General features: G+C 38.7%; 17 protein-coding genes. 3 read left to right on the top strand and 14 right to left on the bottom strand.

Going from position 1 to position 19458, the window contains the following annotated elements:
- Positions 1 to 264 precede the first annotated feature (264 nt).
- Complete coding sequence (locus tag LZF87_RS05565; protein ID WP_244342683.1) at positions 265 to 3150, top strand: sensor histidine kinase; 2886 nt, start codon at positions 265 to 267, stop codon at positions 3148 to 3150.
- Positions 3151 to 3155: 5 nt separating this feature from the next.
- Positions 3156 to 3902, top strand: coding sequence for a LytR/AlgR family response regulator transcription factor (locus LZF87_RS05560; RefSeq protein ID WP_244342682.1), 747 nt, complete (start codon positions 3156 to 3158; stop codon positions 3900 to 3902).
- Between the two features lies 1 nt (position 3903).
- Here the strand turns inward: LZF87_RS05560 and LZF87_RS05555 are convergent, their stop codons facing one another.
- The 8 genes from LZF87_RS05555 to LZF87_RS05520 form a co-directional block, all read right to left on the bottom strand.
- Positions 3904 to 5127, bottom strand: coding sequence for a 3-phosphoshikimate 1-carboxyvinyltransferase (locus LZF87_RS05555; protein WP_244342681.1), 1224 nt, complete (start codon positions 5125 to 5127; stop codon positions 3904 to 3906).
- Positions 5128 to 5130: 3 nt separating this feature from the next.
- Complete coding sequence (locus LZF87_RS05550) at positions 5131 to 5457, bottom strand: nucleotide pyrophosphohydrolase (RefSeq protein WP_244342680.1); 327 nt, start codon at positions 5455 to 5457, stop codon at positions 5131 to 5133.
- Positions 5457 to 5909 carry a D-aminoacyl-tRNA deacylase gene (dtd, locus tag LZF87_RS05545; protein ID WP_244342678.1) on the bottom strand — a complete coding sequence of 151 codons (453 nt, stop codon included), beginning with the start codon at positions 5907 to 5909 and terminating at the stop codon, positions 5457 to 5459. The genes LZF87_RS05550 and dtd overlap by 1 nt, the downstream gene beginning before the upstream one ends.
- A gap of 16 nt (positions 5910 to 5925) precedes the next feature.
- Entirely contained in the window at positions 5926 to 6906 is a 981-nt protein-coding gene (rsgA, locus tag LZF87_RS05540; protein WP_244342677.1) for a ribosome small subunit-dependent GTPase A, read from the bottom strand.
- Positions 6907 to 6991: 85 nt separating this feature from the next.
- Entirely contained in the window at positions 6992 to 8071 is a 1080-nt protein-coding gene (locus tag LZF87_RS05535; RefSeq protein WP_244342676.1) for a bifunctional 3-deoxy-7-phosphoheptulonate synthase/chorismate mutase type II, read from the bottom strand.
- Positions 8058 to 8936, bottom strand: coding sequence for a prephenate dehydrogenase (locus LZF87_RS05530; RefSeq protein ID WP_244343730.1), 879 nt, complete (start codon positions 8934 to 8936; stop codon positions 8058 to 8060). Before LZF87_RS05530 ends, LZF87_RS05535 begins: the two co-directional genes overlap by 14 nt.
- 17 nt (positions 8937 to 8953) lie before the next feature.
- Positions 8954 to 10099, bottom strand: a complete 1146-nt coding sequence (locus LZF87_RS05525; protein ID WP_244342667.1) for a pyridoxal phosphate-dependent aminotransferase — start codon at positions 10097 to 10099, stop codon at positions 8954 to 8956.
- Positions 10096 to 10923, bottom strand: coding sequence for a prephenate dehydratase (locus LZF87_RS05520; protein ID WP_244342664.1), 828 nt, complete (start codon positions 10921 to 10923; stop codon positions 10096 to 10098). The genes LZF87_RS05525 and LZF87_RS05520 overlap by 4 nt, the downstream gene beginning before the upstream one ends.
- 286 nt (positions 10924 to 11209) lie before the next feature.
- Here LZF87_RS05520 and gldA point away from each other — a divergent pair, with 286 nt between their 5' ends.
- The gene (gldA, locus tag LZF87_RS05515) at positions 11210 to 12112 is read left to right on the top strand and encodes a gliding motility-associated ABC transporter ATP-binding subunit GldA (protein ID WP_244342662.1); all 903 of its coding nucleotides are present in this window, start codon (positions 11210 to 11212) and stop codon (positions 12110 to 12112) included.
- 62 nt (positions 12113 to 12174) lie between these two features.
- On the opposite strand, the gene LZF87_RS05510 is transcribed toward gldA, so the two are convergent.
- From LZF87_RS05510 to LZF87_RS05485, 6 genes are all read right to left on the bottom strand, one after another.
- Positions 12175 to 12915, bottom strand: coding sequence for a head GIN domain-containing protein (locus LZF87_RS05510; protein ID WP_244342654.1), 741 nt, complete (start codon positions 12913 to 12915; stop codon positions 12175 to 12177).
- The gene (locus LZF87_RS05505; RefSeq protein WP_244342651.1) at positions 12912 to 13940 is read right to left on the bottom strand and encodes an acyloxyacyl hydrolase; all 1029 of its coding nucleotides are present in this window, start codon (positions 13938 to 13940) and stop codon (positions 12912 to 12914) included. Before LZF87_RS05505 ends, LZF87_RS05510 begins: the two co-directional genes overlap by 4 nt.
- A gap of 167 nt (positions 13941 to 14107) precedes the next feature.
- Positions 14108 to 14536 (bottom strand): hypothetical protein, encoded by a 429-nt coding sequence (locus LZF87_RS05500; RefSeq protein WP_244342649.1) that lies wholly within the window; start codon positions 14534 to 14536, stop codon positions 14108 to 14110.
- Between the two features lie 146 nt (positions 14537 to 14682).
- A complete protein-coding gene (metF, locus tag LZF87_RS05495) occupies positions 14683 to 15639 on the bottom strand; it encodes a methylenetetrahydrofolate reductase [NAD(P)H] (protein ID WP_244342647.1) in 957 nt (318 codons plus the stop codon).
- A gap of 47 nt (positions 15640 to 15686) precedes the next feature.
- Positions 15687 to 18365 (bottom strand): methionine synthase, encoded by a 2679-nt coding sequence (gene metH, locus LZF87_RS05490; protein ID WP_244342645.1) that lies wholly within the window; start codon positions 18363 to 18365, stop codon positions 15687 to 15689.
- Positions 18365 to 19351 carry a homocysteine S-methyltransferase family protein gene (locus tag LZF87_RS05485; RefSeq protein WP_244342643.1) on the bottom strand — a complete coding sequence of 329 codons (987 nt, stop codon included), beginning with the start codon at positions 19349 to 19351 and terminating at the stop codon, positions 18365 to 18367. Before LZF87_RS05485 ends, metH begins: the two co-directional genes overlap by 1 nt.
- Between the last annotated feature and the right edge of the window lie 107 nt (positions 19352 to 19458).

Genomic DNA, 19458 nt, shown 5'->3' with positions numbered 1-19458 from the left:
CGGAAATCAATGTTTCATTAGTTTTCATTTCCCCAAAAAAACTAACCCTACAATCCTAGACGAATTGCATTCTTAGAATCAGTATCAAATATACTATCTTAAATTTCTTAAAAAGAATGCCAGTTTACCAAACAACGTTTTCAGTTTACGAAATTTCAATATTTTTCTCACACATATAACTTTCATTGGGCAAGATATGGATTTCACCTATTCTCAATTTAATTAAATCCTGTAATTTCATATATTTGTTAGAAACAATTGCAATTGAAATCCCTATTCTACACACTCTTTTTTTTAATCTCAGGATTAGCAGTAAGTCAAAATCCGTACTATCACAGCATTGATAAATCATCCGGATTGCCCTCCAATAGTGTATATGATATCTTTCAGGACAGTAAAGGCTTTATGTGGTTTGCCACCGGGGACGGATTGTGCCGCTATGACGGAAATACTTTTAAAACATTTACCGCCGATTTCCAAACATCTAAATCAGGATCCTGCATCAAGGAAGATTTGTATGGACGAATATGGTATGAGAATTTTGACGGATACCTATATTATGTTGAAAAAGGAAAACTAAAAACCTTGACACAAACCGCTTCTGCCGGTTACTTTCCTTTTGGCATTATCAGGAACAAACTGTTTGCGATAAAGTCCGGACATCTGTTCATATACAATTTAAAAACACTAAAAGCCGAAAAAAAAATCCCTTTAAATTCCAATGAATTTGGAACTACCTTTTGTGACGGAACCACGTTTTATATTTTAAGTGAAAAACTCAATGAATTTAATGAACAAGGCCACAAAACAACCGTTGTGCTACCACAAAACGTTAAAGATTTTGAAGCGCCTGTGCTACAACATTCTTCTGAAGGCCTGATTATTGCCTCAAAATATTCCAACACCTACCATCTGTATAAAAAAGGGATGTTTACAAAAAAAACATTTCCTTTTTCGGCCAATTTCATCCAGAATATTGCCTCGATAGAAAACAAACACTGGCTTTGCACCACTAAAGGAGTTTTTCGTTTAAATACCAAAACAAACGAGTACAAAACTTTTTTCAAGAGACACAACATCTCTTATGTGTTCATGGACAATCAAAAAAACTATTGGATTTCCACTATAAACAAAGGACTTTTCTTTATTGAAAATTTCGACACAAAGCTTTACGAATTGACTCCCAGACCCATTGTTTTTGCTTCTTCACCATCCAATTTATTTATAGGCTCCGAAAAAGATGAGCTTTGGAAAATGGACTTATATACCAACTCCATATCTCCTATTTACAAAGGAAACAGTAGCCACAGCATCAATCAGTTAACTTACGATTCGGAAAACAAACAGTTTTTCTTCACTTCTTCAAAGTTTAAAAATCTAAAAGGAAATTTACGTTACGAACTTAAACTTTCCATTAAAGATATTTCCCGTATCGATTCAAAATACTTTAGTTATGCCGCAACCGGAATCTCAGGTATTTTTGGAATAAACAACAATGAGAAAAGCGAATGGGATCCTGTTTTTAACAAACATAAAGCCCTAACGACTCCTAACTTCAACCAGGCTTACCTTCTAAAAGATGACAATGGTAAATCAACAGCTTACAACCTTGCAAACAAAACCATTTATTTTGCAACCAATAACGGTTTAATTGCCTATTCCCTGAAAAAAAGCAAGGAAATTAAATACAACAACAAACCACTCTATATCACAAAATTAAAATATTTTAATTCGATACTGTATGCTGTGTCCAGTAATGAAAAAGTATATACGATAGACCGATTCAACAACGTAAAACCATACCTTTTACCAAAATCGATTCTTATTCCTAAGGCGCTTCAAAACGAGAAATTCGGAAAAATCGATTTGGAAAACAACTCCCTCTTTTTATTTAGCGATCAAGCCATTTATGAAGTCAACCTGATTACAAACCGATTCCGAAAAATAATCAATTTAACTCAAGACATTGAAATAACGGATCTTTCCCTAATTAACAACATTATCTATCTTGCATCGGCTAAGGGAATAATTGTAAAGCAAGTCAATCGTTATAAGGCTCCGATTCAACCTCAACTAAGCATTAATGAACTCTCGGTTGATGAAGAAAGTTTCAGCCCTGACAGTATTCCGACATTAAAATACAATCAGAATGATGTCCGGATAAATTTCTCCCTTTTATCATTTATACCAAACGAAAAATATGATGTCTATTACAAAATAAACAACTCTAAATGGAATCTGCTGGACGCCAACAACCGTAGCCTCATTTTATCATCTTTGTCTCCCGGCACATATAAGGTTGCCTTAAAAATAGGTCCCGAAAACAAAAAATTAAATATTCAGGAGGTCGAATTCACTATCAAAAGACCTTTTTGGTTAAGTCCTGTATTCATCATTTTAACTTCGGCCCTATTACTTTTCCTGATCTTTTCCTATTATAAAAAACAAATACAGAAGATCGAAAAAAGAAACCAATTGCAGCTAGACAAAATCAACCTGGAAAAGAATCTGAACCAGTCAAAACTTAAAGCTGTAAAATCGCAAATGAACCCGCATTTCTTTTACAATGCCTTAAACACCATCCAGTCATACATATTATCTAACGACAAGAGGCAAGCAGTAAATTACCTGTCCAAATTTTCGAATCTGACCCGAACAATTTTAGAGATGACGGAAAAAGAATCCATTACCGTTTCGGAGGAAGTAAAAACATTACGTTTATATTTGGATATCGAAAAAGCGCGTTTCGAAGATGACTTTGAGTATGAAATAACCGTAAAAGACAATGTTGATTCCGAAAGCATCAAAATACCATCCATGCTTTTACAGCCCTATGTGGAAAATGCCGTAAAACATGGTTTACTCCATAAAGAAGGTAAAAAGACGCTCCAAATCACATTTGAAAAAATAAACGACGACTTGAAAATCAGTATCGATGATAATGGCATCGGAAGAAAAAAAAGCGCCGAACTGAATGCGGTCAAAAATAAAAACCATCGCTCGTTTGCCACAAATGCCATTCAGAACAGAGTAGATTTATTGAACCAGTTCACCCAAAAGAACATAACTTTTTCGTATATTGACAAAATATCAGCAAACGATCAACCCGAGGGAACTACGGTAGTTTTCACCATTCCAATAACGCAATAAACCTAATGAAAGCAATAATTATAGATGACGAAAAAAGAGCAAGAGTTAACCTATCATTGCTTCTGGAGGAATACTGTCCAACCGTAGAGGTCATTGCCGAATGTGAAAATCTTTCATCGGGAGTAAAATCGATTAGAAAACTTCAGCCGGATTTGGTTTTTTTGGACATTGAAATGCCCGCACACAGTGGACTTGAATTATTGGATTTTTTTGATGATGAAGAAGTAAATTTCGGCATTATCTTCACCACAGCCTATAACGAATATGCAATTCAGGCATTTAAATTTTCCGCTATCGATTATCTGCTAAAGCCTATTGTTCCGGAAGAATTAGCCGAAGCAGTTAAACGCGCACAAAAGCAAAAACATAAAATGGAAAGCTTCAAGGTTTTAAAAGAAAACCTGCAACAGGAAACGTTAACTAAAATAGCAGTTCCTTCAGCCAACAGCCTAATATTTTTGGACAGCAATAAAATTCAGTATATCAAAGGCGAAGGCGCTTACTCAGAAGTATTTTTCACTGACAGCCCCAAACGTTTGGTGAGCCGTAATTTAAAAAATTTCGAAGATATTTTATGCCCGGATAATCGTTTTATAAGAGTCCACAAATCGTATATTGTGAATTTTGACCATGTGATTGCCTTTAATAAATCGGAAGGCGGTTTTCTGGAAATGGGAAACAACATCCAAATTCCCGTTTCGCCGGACAAAGCGCAAACAATCTTAGACAGGATTCAAATAGTAAAAAGGTAATTTATAGACGATTCACAATAATACCGATGCTTTTAAAATCCTCCCAAAAATTAGTGTAGGATTTGGAAACCACTTCCGCTTCTTCAATCACGACAGGTACTTTTAGCGCTAACGGAGCAAAGGCCATTGCCATGCGATGGTCCTGATAGGTTTTAATGCGTACGTTTTTATTAATTTCCGATGAAGGTGCTAAGGTTAGGCTATCTTTGGTCACAGAAACGCTTGCCCCTAATTTTCCCAATTCTTTTTTTAGGGCTTCCAGTCGATCGGTTTCCTTAATTTTCAGCGTATGCAATCCGGTTAAATAACATCTTATCCCTAAACCGAAACAGGTAACGGCTATAGTTTGTGCTATATCGGGCGATGCATTCAGATTCCGGTTTACTTCCTTTACCGGAACGTCTACTTTTTTTATAATGACGGAATCATCAACAAAGGTAGTAGACACTCCCAACTCATCATAAATTTCAGCCAGAATACTGTCTCCCTGCAAACTGTTTTGCTTGTAGCTCGACAATTTAATTTCAGTTCCAATAGCTGACAAAGCTACAACCGAATAAAAATAGGAAGCCGAAGACCAGTCGGATTCAACAGTGATAATTCTGGAATCAATTGCTTCTGCATGAGAAACCTTAATAACATTCCCTTCAAATGATGTTTTCACCCCAATTCCACTGAGTAATTGCAATGTCATCTTGATATAAGGCACTGAAGTTATGTTGCCTTCCAATGTCAGTTCCAATCCGTATTCCAGTTTTGGGGCAATTAAAAGCAATGCAGAAATGTATTGGCTGCTTACGTCTGCTTTTAGACTGACTTTATTTTTGACAAGCTTATCTCCTTTAATTCGCAACGGTGGATAACCTTCTTTTTCTTCGTACTCAATTTGAGCACCCAACTGACGTAAGGCATCCACCAGAATTTGTATCGGACGCTCTTTCATTCGGGAAGAGCCGGTCAGAACAACTTCTTTCCCTTCCTGAACAGTATAAAAAGCCGTTAGGAAACGCATTGCAGTACCGGCATGATGGATATCTTTCAACACCTCATCACTTTGCAATGCTTTAATCATTACTTTAGAATCATCAGAATCGGAACTGTTTTCCAAAACGATGCTCGGATACAGCGCCTGTAACAACAATAAGCGATTGGTCTCTGATTTTGAACCAGAGACACGAATTGCACTTTTCGGATTACAAACCGATGATTCTAAAAGTAAATCCACTTATTATTTCAATTTTTCGTTGTTATGATGACGGTCGTGATCGCGTTTGGTTTTCAGATCCATTTTCTTATCGAAAGCCGCCTGTAAATCCACTCCCGTTTGGTTGGCCAAACATAAAACCACAAAAACCACATCGGCCAATTCCTCGCCAAGATCTTTGTTTTTGTCGCTTTCTTTTTCTGATTGTTCGCCGTAGCGACGCGCAATGATTCGAGCTACCTCACCTACTTCTTCAGTAAGCTGAGCCATATTGGTCAATTCGTTAAAATAGCGGACACCATGGTGTTTGATCCAGTTGTCTACTTCTAGTTGGGCGTTTTTTATATCCATTATTCTTTATTCTTAGTATCAATTATTATGGTAACTGGCCCATCATTAATCAGAGCCACTTTCATATCGGCACCAAATTCTCCGGTCTGTACATTTTTACCCAAATCGCTTTCCATTTGAGCAACGAATTTTTCGTAAACCGGAATAGCATAATCAGGTTTTGACGCTTTGATGTACGACGGACGATTGCCTTTTTTAGTGGATGCATGCAGGGTAAACTGACTGACAACGATAACGTCACCATCCACATCTTTAACGGAAAGATTCATCACGCCATTGTCATCACCAAAAACACGCAGATTGATAATCTTTGAAGACAGCCAAACGATATCTTCCTGATTGGAAGTATCTTCCACTCCAACCAAAACCAACAATCCCTTTCTGATTTCCGCTACTTTATTTCCCTCAATGGTAACCGAAGCTTCGGAAACCCTTTGTATAACTGCTTTCATTAAAATTCAAAGTAAACTAAGACTGTCTTGTTCTGTCGCTTGCATCACGATCATCACCGTAAATATCAGAACGGTAATTCTCATCATCCCCTTCCAGAATCTGAAGATAACTTTTATAGCGCGACCAGGCAATTTCATCTTTTTCAAGCGCTTCCTTAACAGCGCAGTGCGGCTCGTCTTTGTGCAGGCAATTGTTGAACTTACACTTGTCTTTCAATGCAAAAAACTCCGGAAAGTAGTCTCCAATCTCCTGTTTTTCCATATCTACAATTCCGAAGCCGCGAATTCCGGGTGTATCGATAATCTGGGCACCGAAAGACAGATCGAACATTTCTGCAAAAGTCGTCGTGTGTTGACCTTGCTGATGTTGTTCCGAAATCTTTTTGGTTTTCAGGTTCAAAGAAGGTTCCAAGGCATTAACCAAAGTCGATTTTCCTACGCCCGAATGCCCCGAGAACATGGAAACTTTCCCTTTCATCATCTCTTTCAACTCCTCTGTCCCTTTACCCTCGGTGGAAGATACACGCAGGCATTTATAACCTATATTAGAATAAATGTATTGCAGATACAACTGCTCATCAAGCATCGCTTCGTCAAACGTGTCAATTTTATTGAATACCAAAACAGCTTCGATACCATAAGCTTCCGCCGTTACCAAAAAACGATCGATAAAACTCGTTGTTGTCGGAGGATTGTTTATCGTAACCAGTAAAAAAACCAAATCGATATTAGAAGCAATGATATGTGTCTGCTTCGATAAGTTTACCGATTTGCGGACGATGTAATTCTTCCGGTCATGAATTTTCGTAATCAATCCGGTAGTTACGTCTGCAGTTTCTTCAAGATCGTAATCAACAATATCTCCCACAGCAATCGGATTGGTACTTTTTATTCCTTTCATTCGGAATTTACCCTTAATACGGCTTTCTAAAAACGAATTGTCTTCGGTTTTTATGGTATACCAACTTCCTGTAGATTTATAAACGATTCCTGTCATATTTAATTACGAATTATGAATTCCAAATTACGCATGCCAAAATTACAACTATTATAATTGATAATCCGTAATTTGGAATTCGTAATTATCGCATCACTTTCTCTTGATGCGAAATACTTTCCTGGTGGATTGCCTTGAACAATTTCAGTACGAACTCCTCGCTCAGTCCTTTTTCTTCTCCTTCCAAAACCATTTTCCCTAAAATTTCATGCCAACGGCTGCTTTGTAAAATCGCCACGTTTTTCTCTTTTTTCAGTGTACCGATTTTCTCTGCAATCTTCATGCGTTTGCCTAAAATCTCCAACAGTTTAGCATCCAAATCGTCAATTTGGGTACGCAATTTATTCATTCGATTATTGAAATCATCCGCTTCATCGGTTTCCTTTCGTACGCGCAAATCCTTAAAAATTTGTTTCAAAGTATCCGGAGTCACTTGCTGTGCGGCATCACTCCAAGCATTATCCGGATCAGTATGTGTTTCGATAATTAGTCCGTCAAAATTCAAATCTAACGCCTGTTGAGAAATTTCCTGAATCATATCGCGTTTTCCGGCAATATGGGAAGGATCACAAATGATCGGTATATCCGGGAAACGATTCTGCAAATCGATAGCAATCTGCCATTCGGGATTATTCCTGTATTTTGATTTTTCGTAGGTTGAGAATCCTCTGTGGATTACCCCCAGTTTCTTTATTCCGGCATTGTACAACCGTTCCAATCCCCCCAACCATAACGACAGATCAGGATTTACGGGATTTTTCAACAATACGATTTTGTCCGTATTCTTCAAAGCATCGGCTATTTCCTGAATCGCAAACGGGTTCACAGCTGTACGCGCGCCAATCCACAACACATCAATATCATGCTCCAAAGCCATTTTAACGTGGGCTACATTAGCTACCTCGACCGCCATTAAAAGCCCTGTTTCTGCTTTGGCTTTCTGTAGCCATTTCAGTCCTGTTTCCCCAATACCTTCAAACCCTCCCGGACGCGTTCTGGGTTTCCAGATTCCGGCGCGGAAGATACTTACGTCTGAATTTTTTAATTCGTTTGCAATGGCCAAAACCTGTTCTTCAGTTTCAGCGCTGCACGGACCTGCGATTACCAGCGGATGCGACAATTTGAAATCATCCAGCCAAGCGCGCATATTTTTATTGTTTTCCATTACTTCTTTCTTTTTTAAGGTTAATACCTTCTAATATTTCTTTTATTCTGTTGGTTTGCTCCATCTCCGTATAAATTGCCTCAAAATCATCGTTTTCCAGCAATTCCTTAAAGCGATTCAAATTATCGATATACTCGGACAATGGCTTTAGCACCTCTTCTTTGTTTTGTTTGAAAATGGGCGTCCACATCGAAGGTGAACTTTTTGCTAAACGAACCGTACTCTCAAAACCACTCCCCGCCATATCAAAAATGTCGCGTTCGTTTTTCTCTTTCTCAATCACGGTTTTCCCCAACATAAAAGAACTAATATGCGACAAATGCGAGACATATGCAATATGTTTGTCGTGAGATTTCGGATCCATATAACGAATGTGCATCCCGATATCGTTAAAAAAGCCCAACACTTTTTCCTGCAGACTGGATGCCGTTTTTTCCACTTCACAAATAATGTTAGTTTTTCCAATAAACAAACCTCTTTGTGCAGCTGAAGGCCCTGAAAATTCAGTTCCCGCGATTGGATGGGCCGCTATGAAATTTCGTCGTTTCGGATGATTTTCAACCGATTTACAAATTTGTTCTTTCGTTGAACCTACATCCAAAACTATCGCTTCGTCTTTTATTTCATTTAGAATCTGCGGTAAAACCTCCGTCATTTTATCTACAGGGATGGCTAAAATCACCCAATCGGCTTGCGGCAAATCATCAAAAGTCGCTTTCTCATCTATTAGCCCCAATTCTAAAGCTTTTTCCAGATGCAGATCATTCGTATCGATGCCGAAAATTGTGGCCCGACTGTTTATTGCCTTCAAATCCAAAGCCAGAGAACCGCCTATCAGTCCCAAACCGATCACAAATACGTTTATCTTCTCATTACTTTCCATCAGAATCGTTTTAATGCTTCTTTAATTAATGCTTCATCAACACACAATGAAAATCGGATATATCCTTCGCCATTACTTCCAAAAATAGTTCCCGGCGCGAGAAACAGATCTTTTTCATGTAATAGTTTGTCCACATATTCTTTAGCCGAAGCACTGCCTTCAGGCAATTTCGCCCAAACGAACATACCCACCGATTTTTCATTATATGTACAGCCCAATCTCTTTGCCAATTCAAAAATTAAAATTCGTCTCTTGTTGTAAATCTCGTTCTGATCCTTAAACCAATCGGCTCCCAATTGCAAAGCTTCGACCGCACCTTTCTGAATACCATAGAACATGCCGCTGTCCATATTGCTCTTCACTTTCAACACCATTTCAATCAGTTTTGAATCGCCCAAAACCATCCCTACCCGCCAACCGGAAAGATTAAACGTTTTACTCAGTGAATTCAGCTCCAATGCCACTTCTTTGGCTCCATCAACCTGTAAAACCGAAATCGGATTATTATTCAAAACAAAACTATATGGGTTATCATTTACCAATACAATAGCATGCTTTTTGGCAAAAGCAACCAATTTCTCAAATAACTGCAAACTTCCGGAAGCACCTGTTGGCATGTTAGGGTAATTCACCCACATAATTTTCACTTTGGACAAATCCTGTTTTTCCAGTGATTCAAAATCAGGCTCCCAATTGTTTTCCGCTGTCAGATCGTAAAAAACCGGTTTAGCTCCAACTAATTCCGTCACTGAAGCATATGTTGGATAACCCGGATTCGGAATCAAAACCGCGTCACCCTCGTTCAAAAAAGCCAGTGAAATGTGCATAATTCCTTCTTTAGAACCCATCAAAGGCAATATTTCAGAATTAAAATCGACAGTAACATTAAAATTTTTGGCGTAAAAATCGGCCATCGCTTTTCGCAGTTCGGGTAATCCCTGATAACTTTGGTACTGGTGCGCTTTAGAATCACCCATCGAATTTTGAATCGCTTCGATGACTCTTGGTGCCGGTTTCAAATCAGGACTCCCGATCCCCATATTGAGAATAGGTTTCCCTTCCGAAAGCAACTTTCCTACTTCACGCAGTTTTTGCGAAAAGTAGTACTCCTGTACTTGGTCCAAACGTTTTGCTGCTACTATCATATACTTCCTTTTTTATATTCTCCTAAAACTTTAAAATCTGTCGTCATTAATTCCAATATCCTTTTTGCCTCTTCATAATGCTCATACTTTTCAAAAACCACATCCACGAAAAACGAATATTGGAACGGGGTTTCAATAACTGGCATCGATTGGATTTTGGTTAGATTCAGGTTGCAGTTGTTCATCACGTTTAACACGGTCGATAAATTTCCAGCCTTATCCTCTAACTCAAATTTTATGGACGCTTTATTTATTTCCTCTTTAGAAAGTTCATCTTTGCTGGTTTTCACAATTGCAAATCGGGTTTTGTTAGGTTTTACCGTGTGAATTCCTGAAGCGATTATTTCCAAATCGTACATTTTTGCAGCTATCGGACCTGCCACCGCACCTACTCCCAATAAATTTCCTTCATTAATACGTTTTGCTGTTTCTGCTGTGTCAACACTTTCCACTAATCTGATGTGTGGGTACTTTTTAAAGAAAACAGCACATTGCAATAAGGCAATCGGATGCGAATGAACTTCCTTTATATCCTCAATATTCTGTCCTTTAATGGCCATCAGATTCATATGGATATCGAGATAATGTTCTCCGACAATATGCAGATCGTTATTGTCAATCAGAGCATAATTCGGAATGATCGAACCTGCTATAGAATTCTCTAGCGCCATCACACCCTGCTGTGTTTTGTTTTCTTTCAAACTGGTCACCAGACTCTCAAACGACATACACTCGTCTAGAAAAGTATCTTCGTTAAAAAATTCTTTCGCTACCTGATGATGAAATGAACCTCTGATTCCCTGAATTGCAATTCGTTTTTCCATGATTTTGTCCAAAAAAAAATCCCGATGAAACATCGGGATTGTATTATGATAATTGTATTTACTTTTTCAGTTAAATAACCACACGACAATCCCTTTCCATTTTCCAATAGAAATAAAAGAAATTGTTGCTAAAAAATGTGTTATTTAAGTTCATTGCTTTTTTTGAGCTATTTTGAATTACAAACTTAGTGAAAAAATGTTTTGAAAAGATCTTTTTTGAAAATTTTAAGTTTTTTGCAAATCGTATACCTGCTTTTCTTCTTATTTTTGCTCCAAATCACGAGTTATGTCTATTGAAGTTCAGAATATTTCCAAGAATTACGGCGAACAAAAAGCGCTGGATAACGTTTCATTTTCAGTCAAAAAAGGTGAAATCGTTGGTTTTTTAGGTCCGAATGGTGCCGGAAAATCGACGTTAATGAAAATTCTGACTACCTATCTTACTTCCGATTCAGGTATAGCTTCGGTTAACGGCCATGATGTAAATACGGCTCCGAAAGAAGTACAAAAATCAGTTGGTTATTTACCGGAACACAATCCGTTGTATCTGGATTTATATGTACGCGAATACCTAGCTTTTAATGCCGATGTTTATAAAGTAGCCAAATCACGCATTGATGATGTGATTGCTTTAACCAGACTTACACCGGAAAGTCATAAGAAAATTGGTGAATTATCAAAAGGATACCGTCAGCGTGTGGGACTGGCTACGGCTTTACTTCACAATCCTGATGTTTTGATTTTGGATGAGCCGACGACCGGTTTAGACCCGAACCAATTGGTAGAAATCCGTGATTTGATCCGCAACATCGGAAAAGACAAAACCGTTTTTCTTTCAACGCACATCATGCAGGAAGTGGAAGCTATCTGCGACCGCGTGATCATTATCAATAACGGAAAAATTGTTACCGACAAAAAGCTGGACAACTTAGTTTCGGATGTTACTGAACAAATTATTGAAGTTGAATTCGACAAAGAAATCTCATCTGAATTACTGGCTACGATTCCGAATCTAAAATCTTCCAAAAACGTTCAGGGCGCAACGTGGGAGCTTTCTTTTGAAACCAATGATGATATGCGTCCGAAAGTCTTCGATTTTGCACACAACAATGGTTACCGTACATTACAGCTTACTTTAAAAAGCAAAAATCTGGAAACGATATTCCGCGAAAAAACGAAGAAAAAATAAGGAGATTACACTACTAATAATCTAAGGCTTTATAGATTTTATAAAATCCGAGTGAATTGCATTTATTGGTAGATAATATGTCCGGTATAATGCTGAACAACATTTACCACTGAAGGCCTGCTCAACAAGATAATATTCCCATTGCCATAAATATTCCCCTCAATTTTATTGCTTGGTTTTAGAATCATATCGTTGGAACTACGCTGAAAAACAGACGCGTCCTGAACAATCAAATTGGCTCCTTCAAAACGGGAAACGCCTGAATAAAATGCCACATACAGTGAATTCGTCATGCCTTTGATCCTGAAAATCGTCGTATTGTTATTTTCAACCACCAGATTCTGGCAATTTACATTCAGGTCAAAAATATTAGAAGCGGTTTCTCCGAACAAACCCTGTTGCAGTTTGAGATTCGGAAAATTCAAAACGCCTTCCGACTCAACGCTATATTGTGACGATGAGTAAATTTTAGTAATATCCGGTGTGGTAACGGTAACTCGTGCAGGAATCGTTGTTCCTAAATCGCATTCCAGTTTGTTTTTCACATATAAAATTCCGTTTGTTACTTCGGTGGTAACGTCTGCAATTATATTTTCTCCGGTTTCAATTTTCACCTCTGCAACTTCTCCTTGTTTTACCACCAAATTAATTCCGCCACCAATATAAATCTCATGGAACGCTGCAACGGCATCAATACGCGAAATAGTAGCACCCGGCTCTCTATAACAACCCGGAATGGTATCGGAGCTACAAGAAATCATCAAAAAAATTACTGCCAGTATCCAAATTATTCTCTCTCTCATAATCTCACTCCTAAACTAAATTCAAGCGCCTCGGCACGTGAAATGTGGGTTTTTAAACTCACCCCTGCCGAAACATTTTTAGCAATGTAATACTTCAATCCCAAACGCTGATATAATGGACCGAATTTATCCGAAGGGTCATAAACATAATATCCAAATTGGGTATCGACCGACAATTTATTGATAAATAATTCATGTCCGACAAAAATCCCCACTCTTCGGTAATCTGCATCGCCATCATAATTGTTTTCAAAATAAGCGATTGATTGGTAACGGATAAATTCTTCCAAATATAGCATCCAGAAAAAATCAGCTCCCGCCTGAATGGCACTTTTATGATTGATTCGTTTATCTGCATATAAAGAAGCCACATAAAAAGGATATTGTCCACTGTCTACAACATCACTTTCATTAATGCCACTCCTGAAAACGGCATTATAGCGAATCGGTTCCGTAAATTTCTCTTTCGGATGTTTTATATAAGCGATTGAATCTTTTGTAGGAATAGTGTAGTTTACTCCAACATTGAAAGCTATTGTATTTGTACTCGTGTTAGGTGCTTCAATATTTGCATTAGAATGATGCACAAAATTTACTCCCGTTTGAAATCCCAAACCTTTCCAAATATCAGGCTTGTAATAATTCAACATAAAGTACGTCGACGGCATATACCGGGCACCATATGCAAGATTTCGATAATTGGTTTCCCTATCATACGGATTGGTGCAATACGCTAGCCCCTGACCGACCCTAAATTGGAGGTTCCTCTTGAAAAAATAAAAATTGAAATGAGCATACAAACCATATAAATCACCCAATTCGGGATTTTTATTATCCTGATACTGAAATGAAAGTCCGTAATCCGGATAATTGTACCAAGCTTCCCATTTTTGCGACCCAAAGGTTTTTCGGTTAAAACTGATAACGATTCCATCAGGATGCCCTTTTATCAAATGAAGGATATTGGTGTCATGCGGCAAAATACTTCCGTAAAAGTAATTCGCTTCAACAGCATATTGTTTCATTTCTTTTTCCTGGGCGAAAAAGGGAATTGAAAGAAAAAGTAAAATATAGGTTAATAAGCGCATTTCGGATTTTGAAAATCAGACAAATATAACAGAATATTTTCCTGAAATAAAAACAAAAAACGGACTGAAAATTCAGTCCGTTTTTTGTTATATCCTAAATTTTGCTAACGGATCATTTCTACATATTCTTTTTTGTCAAATTTATCATTTTTCAAAAGATATATACGGCGCAAATCTTGATACTCCACATCAATCAAACCACTAACATTTGCTAAAAAATCCTTTCTTAAAATTTTAGTAGTCATAATATCTTCCAAGGTAGCCCCATAATTTCTAACCGCAATTTTGACGAATTTTAGGGCACTTTTTTCATCACCAGCTTTTAAAAAACAATCAGATATTTCAAAACACAGTGATTGAGCCAGGTATTTTTCATCTTCCTTCTCCTTTAAAGCCTTTAAAAAATACTTTGCAGCTTTTTGGTAGTTAGCTTCTTTTTTAAACTGCATCGCTGCTTCAAAATTTTGTTGAAAATCATTCGCAAAAATACTTCCCGAAAAAATCAACATAAAAACAAGTAGTAATCTTTTCATAGCAACACCTTTTAAGTCGTACAATTCTTACGTCTATATAAAATTAAAGCATTTCTTAAAACAACCTCATTAATTTTTTAAAAAAAACATCAAAAATCGAAAAACAAATACTTTTTCACGATGAATTACGAAAAGACTTACTATAATTAAAAAACTTCACTGGCAATCTGACGAATGTTGTCCGATTTCCCCATCGAATAGTAATGCAGTACCGGAATTCCGGCTTTTGCCAACTCTTTACTCTGTGTTGCACACCATTCAATCCCAATTTGGGAAACAGCCTCATTATCTTTTGCTTTCACTACTGCCATGATCAGATCATCAGGCAAATCCACTTTAAAGCGATGCGGAATCAAATTCAGTTGTTTTTTAGTCGAAATCGGCTTTAGTCCCGGAATAATTGGAACCGTAATTCCTGCGGCACGGCATTTATCTACAAAATCAAAAAACTTTTGATTATCAAAGAACATCTGTGTAATGATGTAATCTGCTCCGTTTTTGATTTTCTGTTTCAGGAAATAAATGTCGCTGTCCAGACTTGGGGCTTCCATGTGTTTTTCCGGATAACCGGCCACACCGATACAGAAATCCGTTTTGTTGGTATTCTGTAAATCCGAATCCAGGTAAATTCCGTTGTTCAGGTTACTGATTTGGGTCACCAATTCCGAAGCATAAGTATTCCCCTCTTTTTCCGGTTTGAAATAAATTTCGCTTTTTACGGCATCACCACGCAAAGCCACCACATTGTCAATTCCAAGGAAATCCATATCAATCAGGAAGTTTTCGGTATCTTCCTTTGTAAAACCGCCACATAAAATATGCGGGATAGCATCCACCTGATATTTGTTCTGAATTGCCGAACAGATTCCCACCGTGCCCGGACGTTTCTTCACAACTTTCTTTTCAAGTAAACCATTCGGAAGTTCTTTGTATTCGTATTCCTCACGATGATAGGTTACGTCAATAAAAGGCGGTTTGAATTCCATCAGAGGTTCAATATTATCAAAAATGCACTGAATGTTCTGTCCTTTCAACGGAGGAAGAATTTCGAAAGAAAACAAAGGCTTTCCGTTAGCTTTCTCTATATGTTGTGTTACTTTCATTCTGGTTATGAATTATAAATTATGAGTTATGATTGGTTCCGAAATCCTTAATCGGCGATGTTCGGATTCAGCCATTTCTCAGCATATTCGTATGTACAATTTCTTCGTTTGGCGTAATCGCGCACCTGGTCTTCCTTGATTTTCCCCAGTCCGAAATACTTACTTTCCGGATGTCCGAAATAATATCCTGAAACCGATGATGCCGGCCACATGGCCATACTCTCGGTTAATGTTACCCCGATATTTTCCTCCACATTTAAAAGTTTCCAGATTGTCGGTTTCTCCAAATGATCAGGACAGGCAGGATATCCGGGAGCCGGACGAATTCCTTTATATTCTTCTTTAATCAAATCTTCGTTAGAAAGCTGTTCTTGCGAAGCGTATCCCCAAATCTCCTTACGGATTTTTTCATGCAGATATTCAGCGAAAGCTTCCGCAAAACGATCTCCTAAGGCCTTTACCATAATGGAACTGTAATCGTCGTTGTTTTCTTCAAATGCTTTAGCCTTTTCATCTACGCCGAAACCGGTTGTGACACAAAAGGCGCCCATGTAATCTTCTTTTCCAAGTTCTTTTGGGGAAATGAAATCAGACAAAGCGATGTTGGGCGCGCCTTTGGTCTTTTGTGATTGTTGACGCAAGGTTAGGAAAGTCTCCAATTGTTTTCCGCTTTCGTCATACAACTCTATATCATCATCATTCACCTGATTTGCAGGAAAGATTCCGTAGATTCCTTTTGCTGTTAACCAGTTTTCCTCCAATAATTGATTTAACATTCTTTGCGCATCATTGAACAGAATCGTTGCCTGTTCGCCCACAACATTATCCTTTAATATTGCAGGATATTTTCCGAACAATTGCCACGAACCGAAAAACGGCGTCCAGTCGATGTACGGAACCAATTCCTCCAATTTCACTTCGATGGTTTTTGTTCCAATGAAATTAGGTTTCACAGGTTGGTAGTTTTCCCAATCCAACTGCAATTTATTGGCTCTCGCCTGCTCTATTTTCAAATAACTCTTATCTCGCTGACGGTTTAAAAACGTTTCACGAAACGCTTCGTATTCCGCTCGGATCGTACTTGCGTATATTTTTTTGTCCTTGTTCAGCAAATTTCCGGCTACCGTTACCGCACGGGATGCATCGTTCACATGGACCACAGTTTCCCTGTATTCGGGAGCAATCTTAACGGCTGTATGTGCTCTCGAAGTGGTTGCCCCACCAATCATAATCGGGATTTTGATGTTGCGTTTATCCATTTCTTTGGCCAGATACACCATTTCGTCCAGCGAAGGCGTAATCAATCCGCTTAAACCGATGATATCCACATTCTCAGCAATAGCAGTTTCAATAATTTTTTCTGGCGGCACCATCACTCCCAAGTCGATGATTTCAAAATTGTTACAGGCTAAAACCACGGAAACAATATTTTTACCGATATCATGAACATCCCCTTTTACAGTTGCCATCAATACTTTTCCGGCGCTTGATGATTTTCCGTCTTTTTCTGCTTCTATATAAGGTAGAAGATATGCCACCGCTTTTTTCATTACACGGGCTGATTTTACCACCTGAGGCAGGAACATTTTTCCGCTTCCGAACAAATCCCCCACTACATTCATGCCGGCCATCAGATTGATTTCGATAACCTCGATAGGTCTTCCAACCGATTGTCTTGCTTCTTCCACATCGATTTCTATAAATTCATCGATACCTTTTACCAAAGCATGCGTGATTCTATCTTGAAGTGAACCGTTACGCCATTCCTGAACAGCTTTTTCATGGGCTTTCACATCTCCCTTATAACTTTCGGCTAATTCCAAAAGCCTTTCGGTGGCATCATCGCGGCGGTCTAAGAGTACATCTTCAACATATTCTAATAAAATTGGATCGATTTCATCATACACCTCCAACATTTCAGGATTCACAATCCCCATCGTCATTCCATGTTTGATGGCGTGATACAAAAACGCGGAATGCATTGCTTCACGCACTTTATCATTTCCACGGAAGGAGAATGACACGTTACTCACTCCTCCGCTTATATTGGCATATGGAAGGTTTTCGCGTATCCATTTGGTAGCAAGAAAGAAATCCAACGCATTGCGACGGTGTTCTTCCATTCCTGTTGCTACCGGAAAAATATTCGGGTCGAAAATAATGTCTTCCGCAGGGAAGTTGATTTCATTCACTAATATATCATAGGAACGTTTGCAGATTTCAATACGACGTTCGTAAGTATCGGCCTGACCAACCTCATCAAACGCCATCACGATTACTGCGGCTCCATATCTTTTTACCAGTTTTGCATGATGGAGAAACGCTTCTTTCCCTTCTTTCAAACTGATGGAATTCACTACACATTTGCCCTGCGCCACTTTCAGTCCGGCCTCGATGATTTCCCATTTGGAACTGTCAACCATCACGGGAACTCTTGAAATATCGGGTTCGGAAGCAATCAGGTTCAGGAATTTGGTCATCGCATATACGCCGTCCAACATCCCTTCGTCCATGTTGATATCGATGATCTGCGCTCCGCCTTCCACTTGAGCTCTCGCGATGTCAAGTGCTTCCTCGTATTTTTCTTCTTTGATTAAACGCAGGAATTTTCGCGAACCGGTTACGTTAGTACGTTCCCCTACGTTCACGAAATTGGTCTCGGGCGTAACGATTAAAGGTTCTAATCCCGATAGTTTTAAATATTTATGGCTTGCTCTTTCGCTCATTATGCTTCCTCCAGTATTCTTGGTTTGTACTCTTTTGCTACTTCGGCAATTAAATTTATATGTTCCGGCGTTGTACCGCAGCATCCGCCTATGATATTGATCAGATTGTCGTCTAAATACTCTCTGATTAACGCCTGCATTTCTTCCGGAGTCTGATCGTACTGACCGAAAGCATTCGGCAATCCGGCATTGGGATGTGCAGAAATATTAAACGAGGTATTGTGTGCCAAACGTTTTAAATACGGTTTTAACTGATCGGCTCCTAAAGCGCAGTTAAAACCAACACTCAACAACGGTATGTGTGAAATCGAAATTAAAAATGCTTCGACAGTCTGCCCCGATAACGTTCTGCCCGAAGCATCGGTAATGGTACCGGAAACCATGATTGGAATGTCTATGTTTCGCTCTTCTTTTACTTCTTCGATGGCGAAAAGTGCCGCTTTGGCATTTAATGTATCAAAGATGGTCTCCACCAACAACACGTCGCAACCACCGTCAATTAAAGCTTCAACCTGCTCTTTGTAGGCGATGCGCAATTCATCGAAAGTCACGGCACGGAACCCCGGATCGTTTACGTCCGGGCTCATGCTAGCCGTTCGGTTGGTTGGTCCGATAGAACCCGCTACAAAACGAGGTCGGTCGGTAAATTCGTCCGCTACTTCTCTGGCTATTTTTGCCGATTGGTAGTTTAACTCATACACCAAATCTTCCATGTGATAATCCGCCATTCCGATCGTGGTCCCGGAAAAAGTGTTGGTTTCCACGATATCGGCTCCGGCAGTAAAATAAGCGCGGTGCACTTCTTTTACCGCTTCGGGTTGTGTAAGCGACAGTAAGTCGTTATTGCCCTTTAACGGATGCGCAAAATCCTTGAAACGCTCGCCCCGAAAATCTTCTTCTTCGAATTTATAGCGTTGCAGCATGGTACCCATCGCCCCATCGAGGATGAGGATTCGGTTTTGTATGGCTTCCTGTATTTTTGACATATTTTTTAAACTTTTAGCCAGCAGCTTTTAGCCACCAGCGATTCCAAAAATTCCATTTGTTTCTTATCTAGCCCCGATTACTTCACTAATTTAATATTTACTGCGGT

Origin of the sequence: Flavobacterium enshiense (assembly GCF_022836875.1) — a bacterium.
Classification (GTDB): Bacteria; Bacteroidota; Bacteroidia; order Flavobacteriales; family Flavobacteriaceae; genus Flavobacterium; species Flavobacterium enshiense_A.
This window is presented reverse-complemented; position numbering and strand designations above follow the sequence as displayed.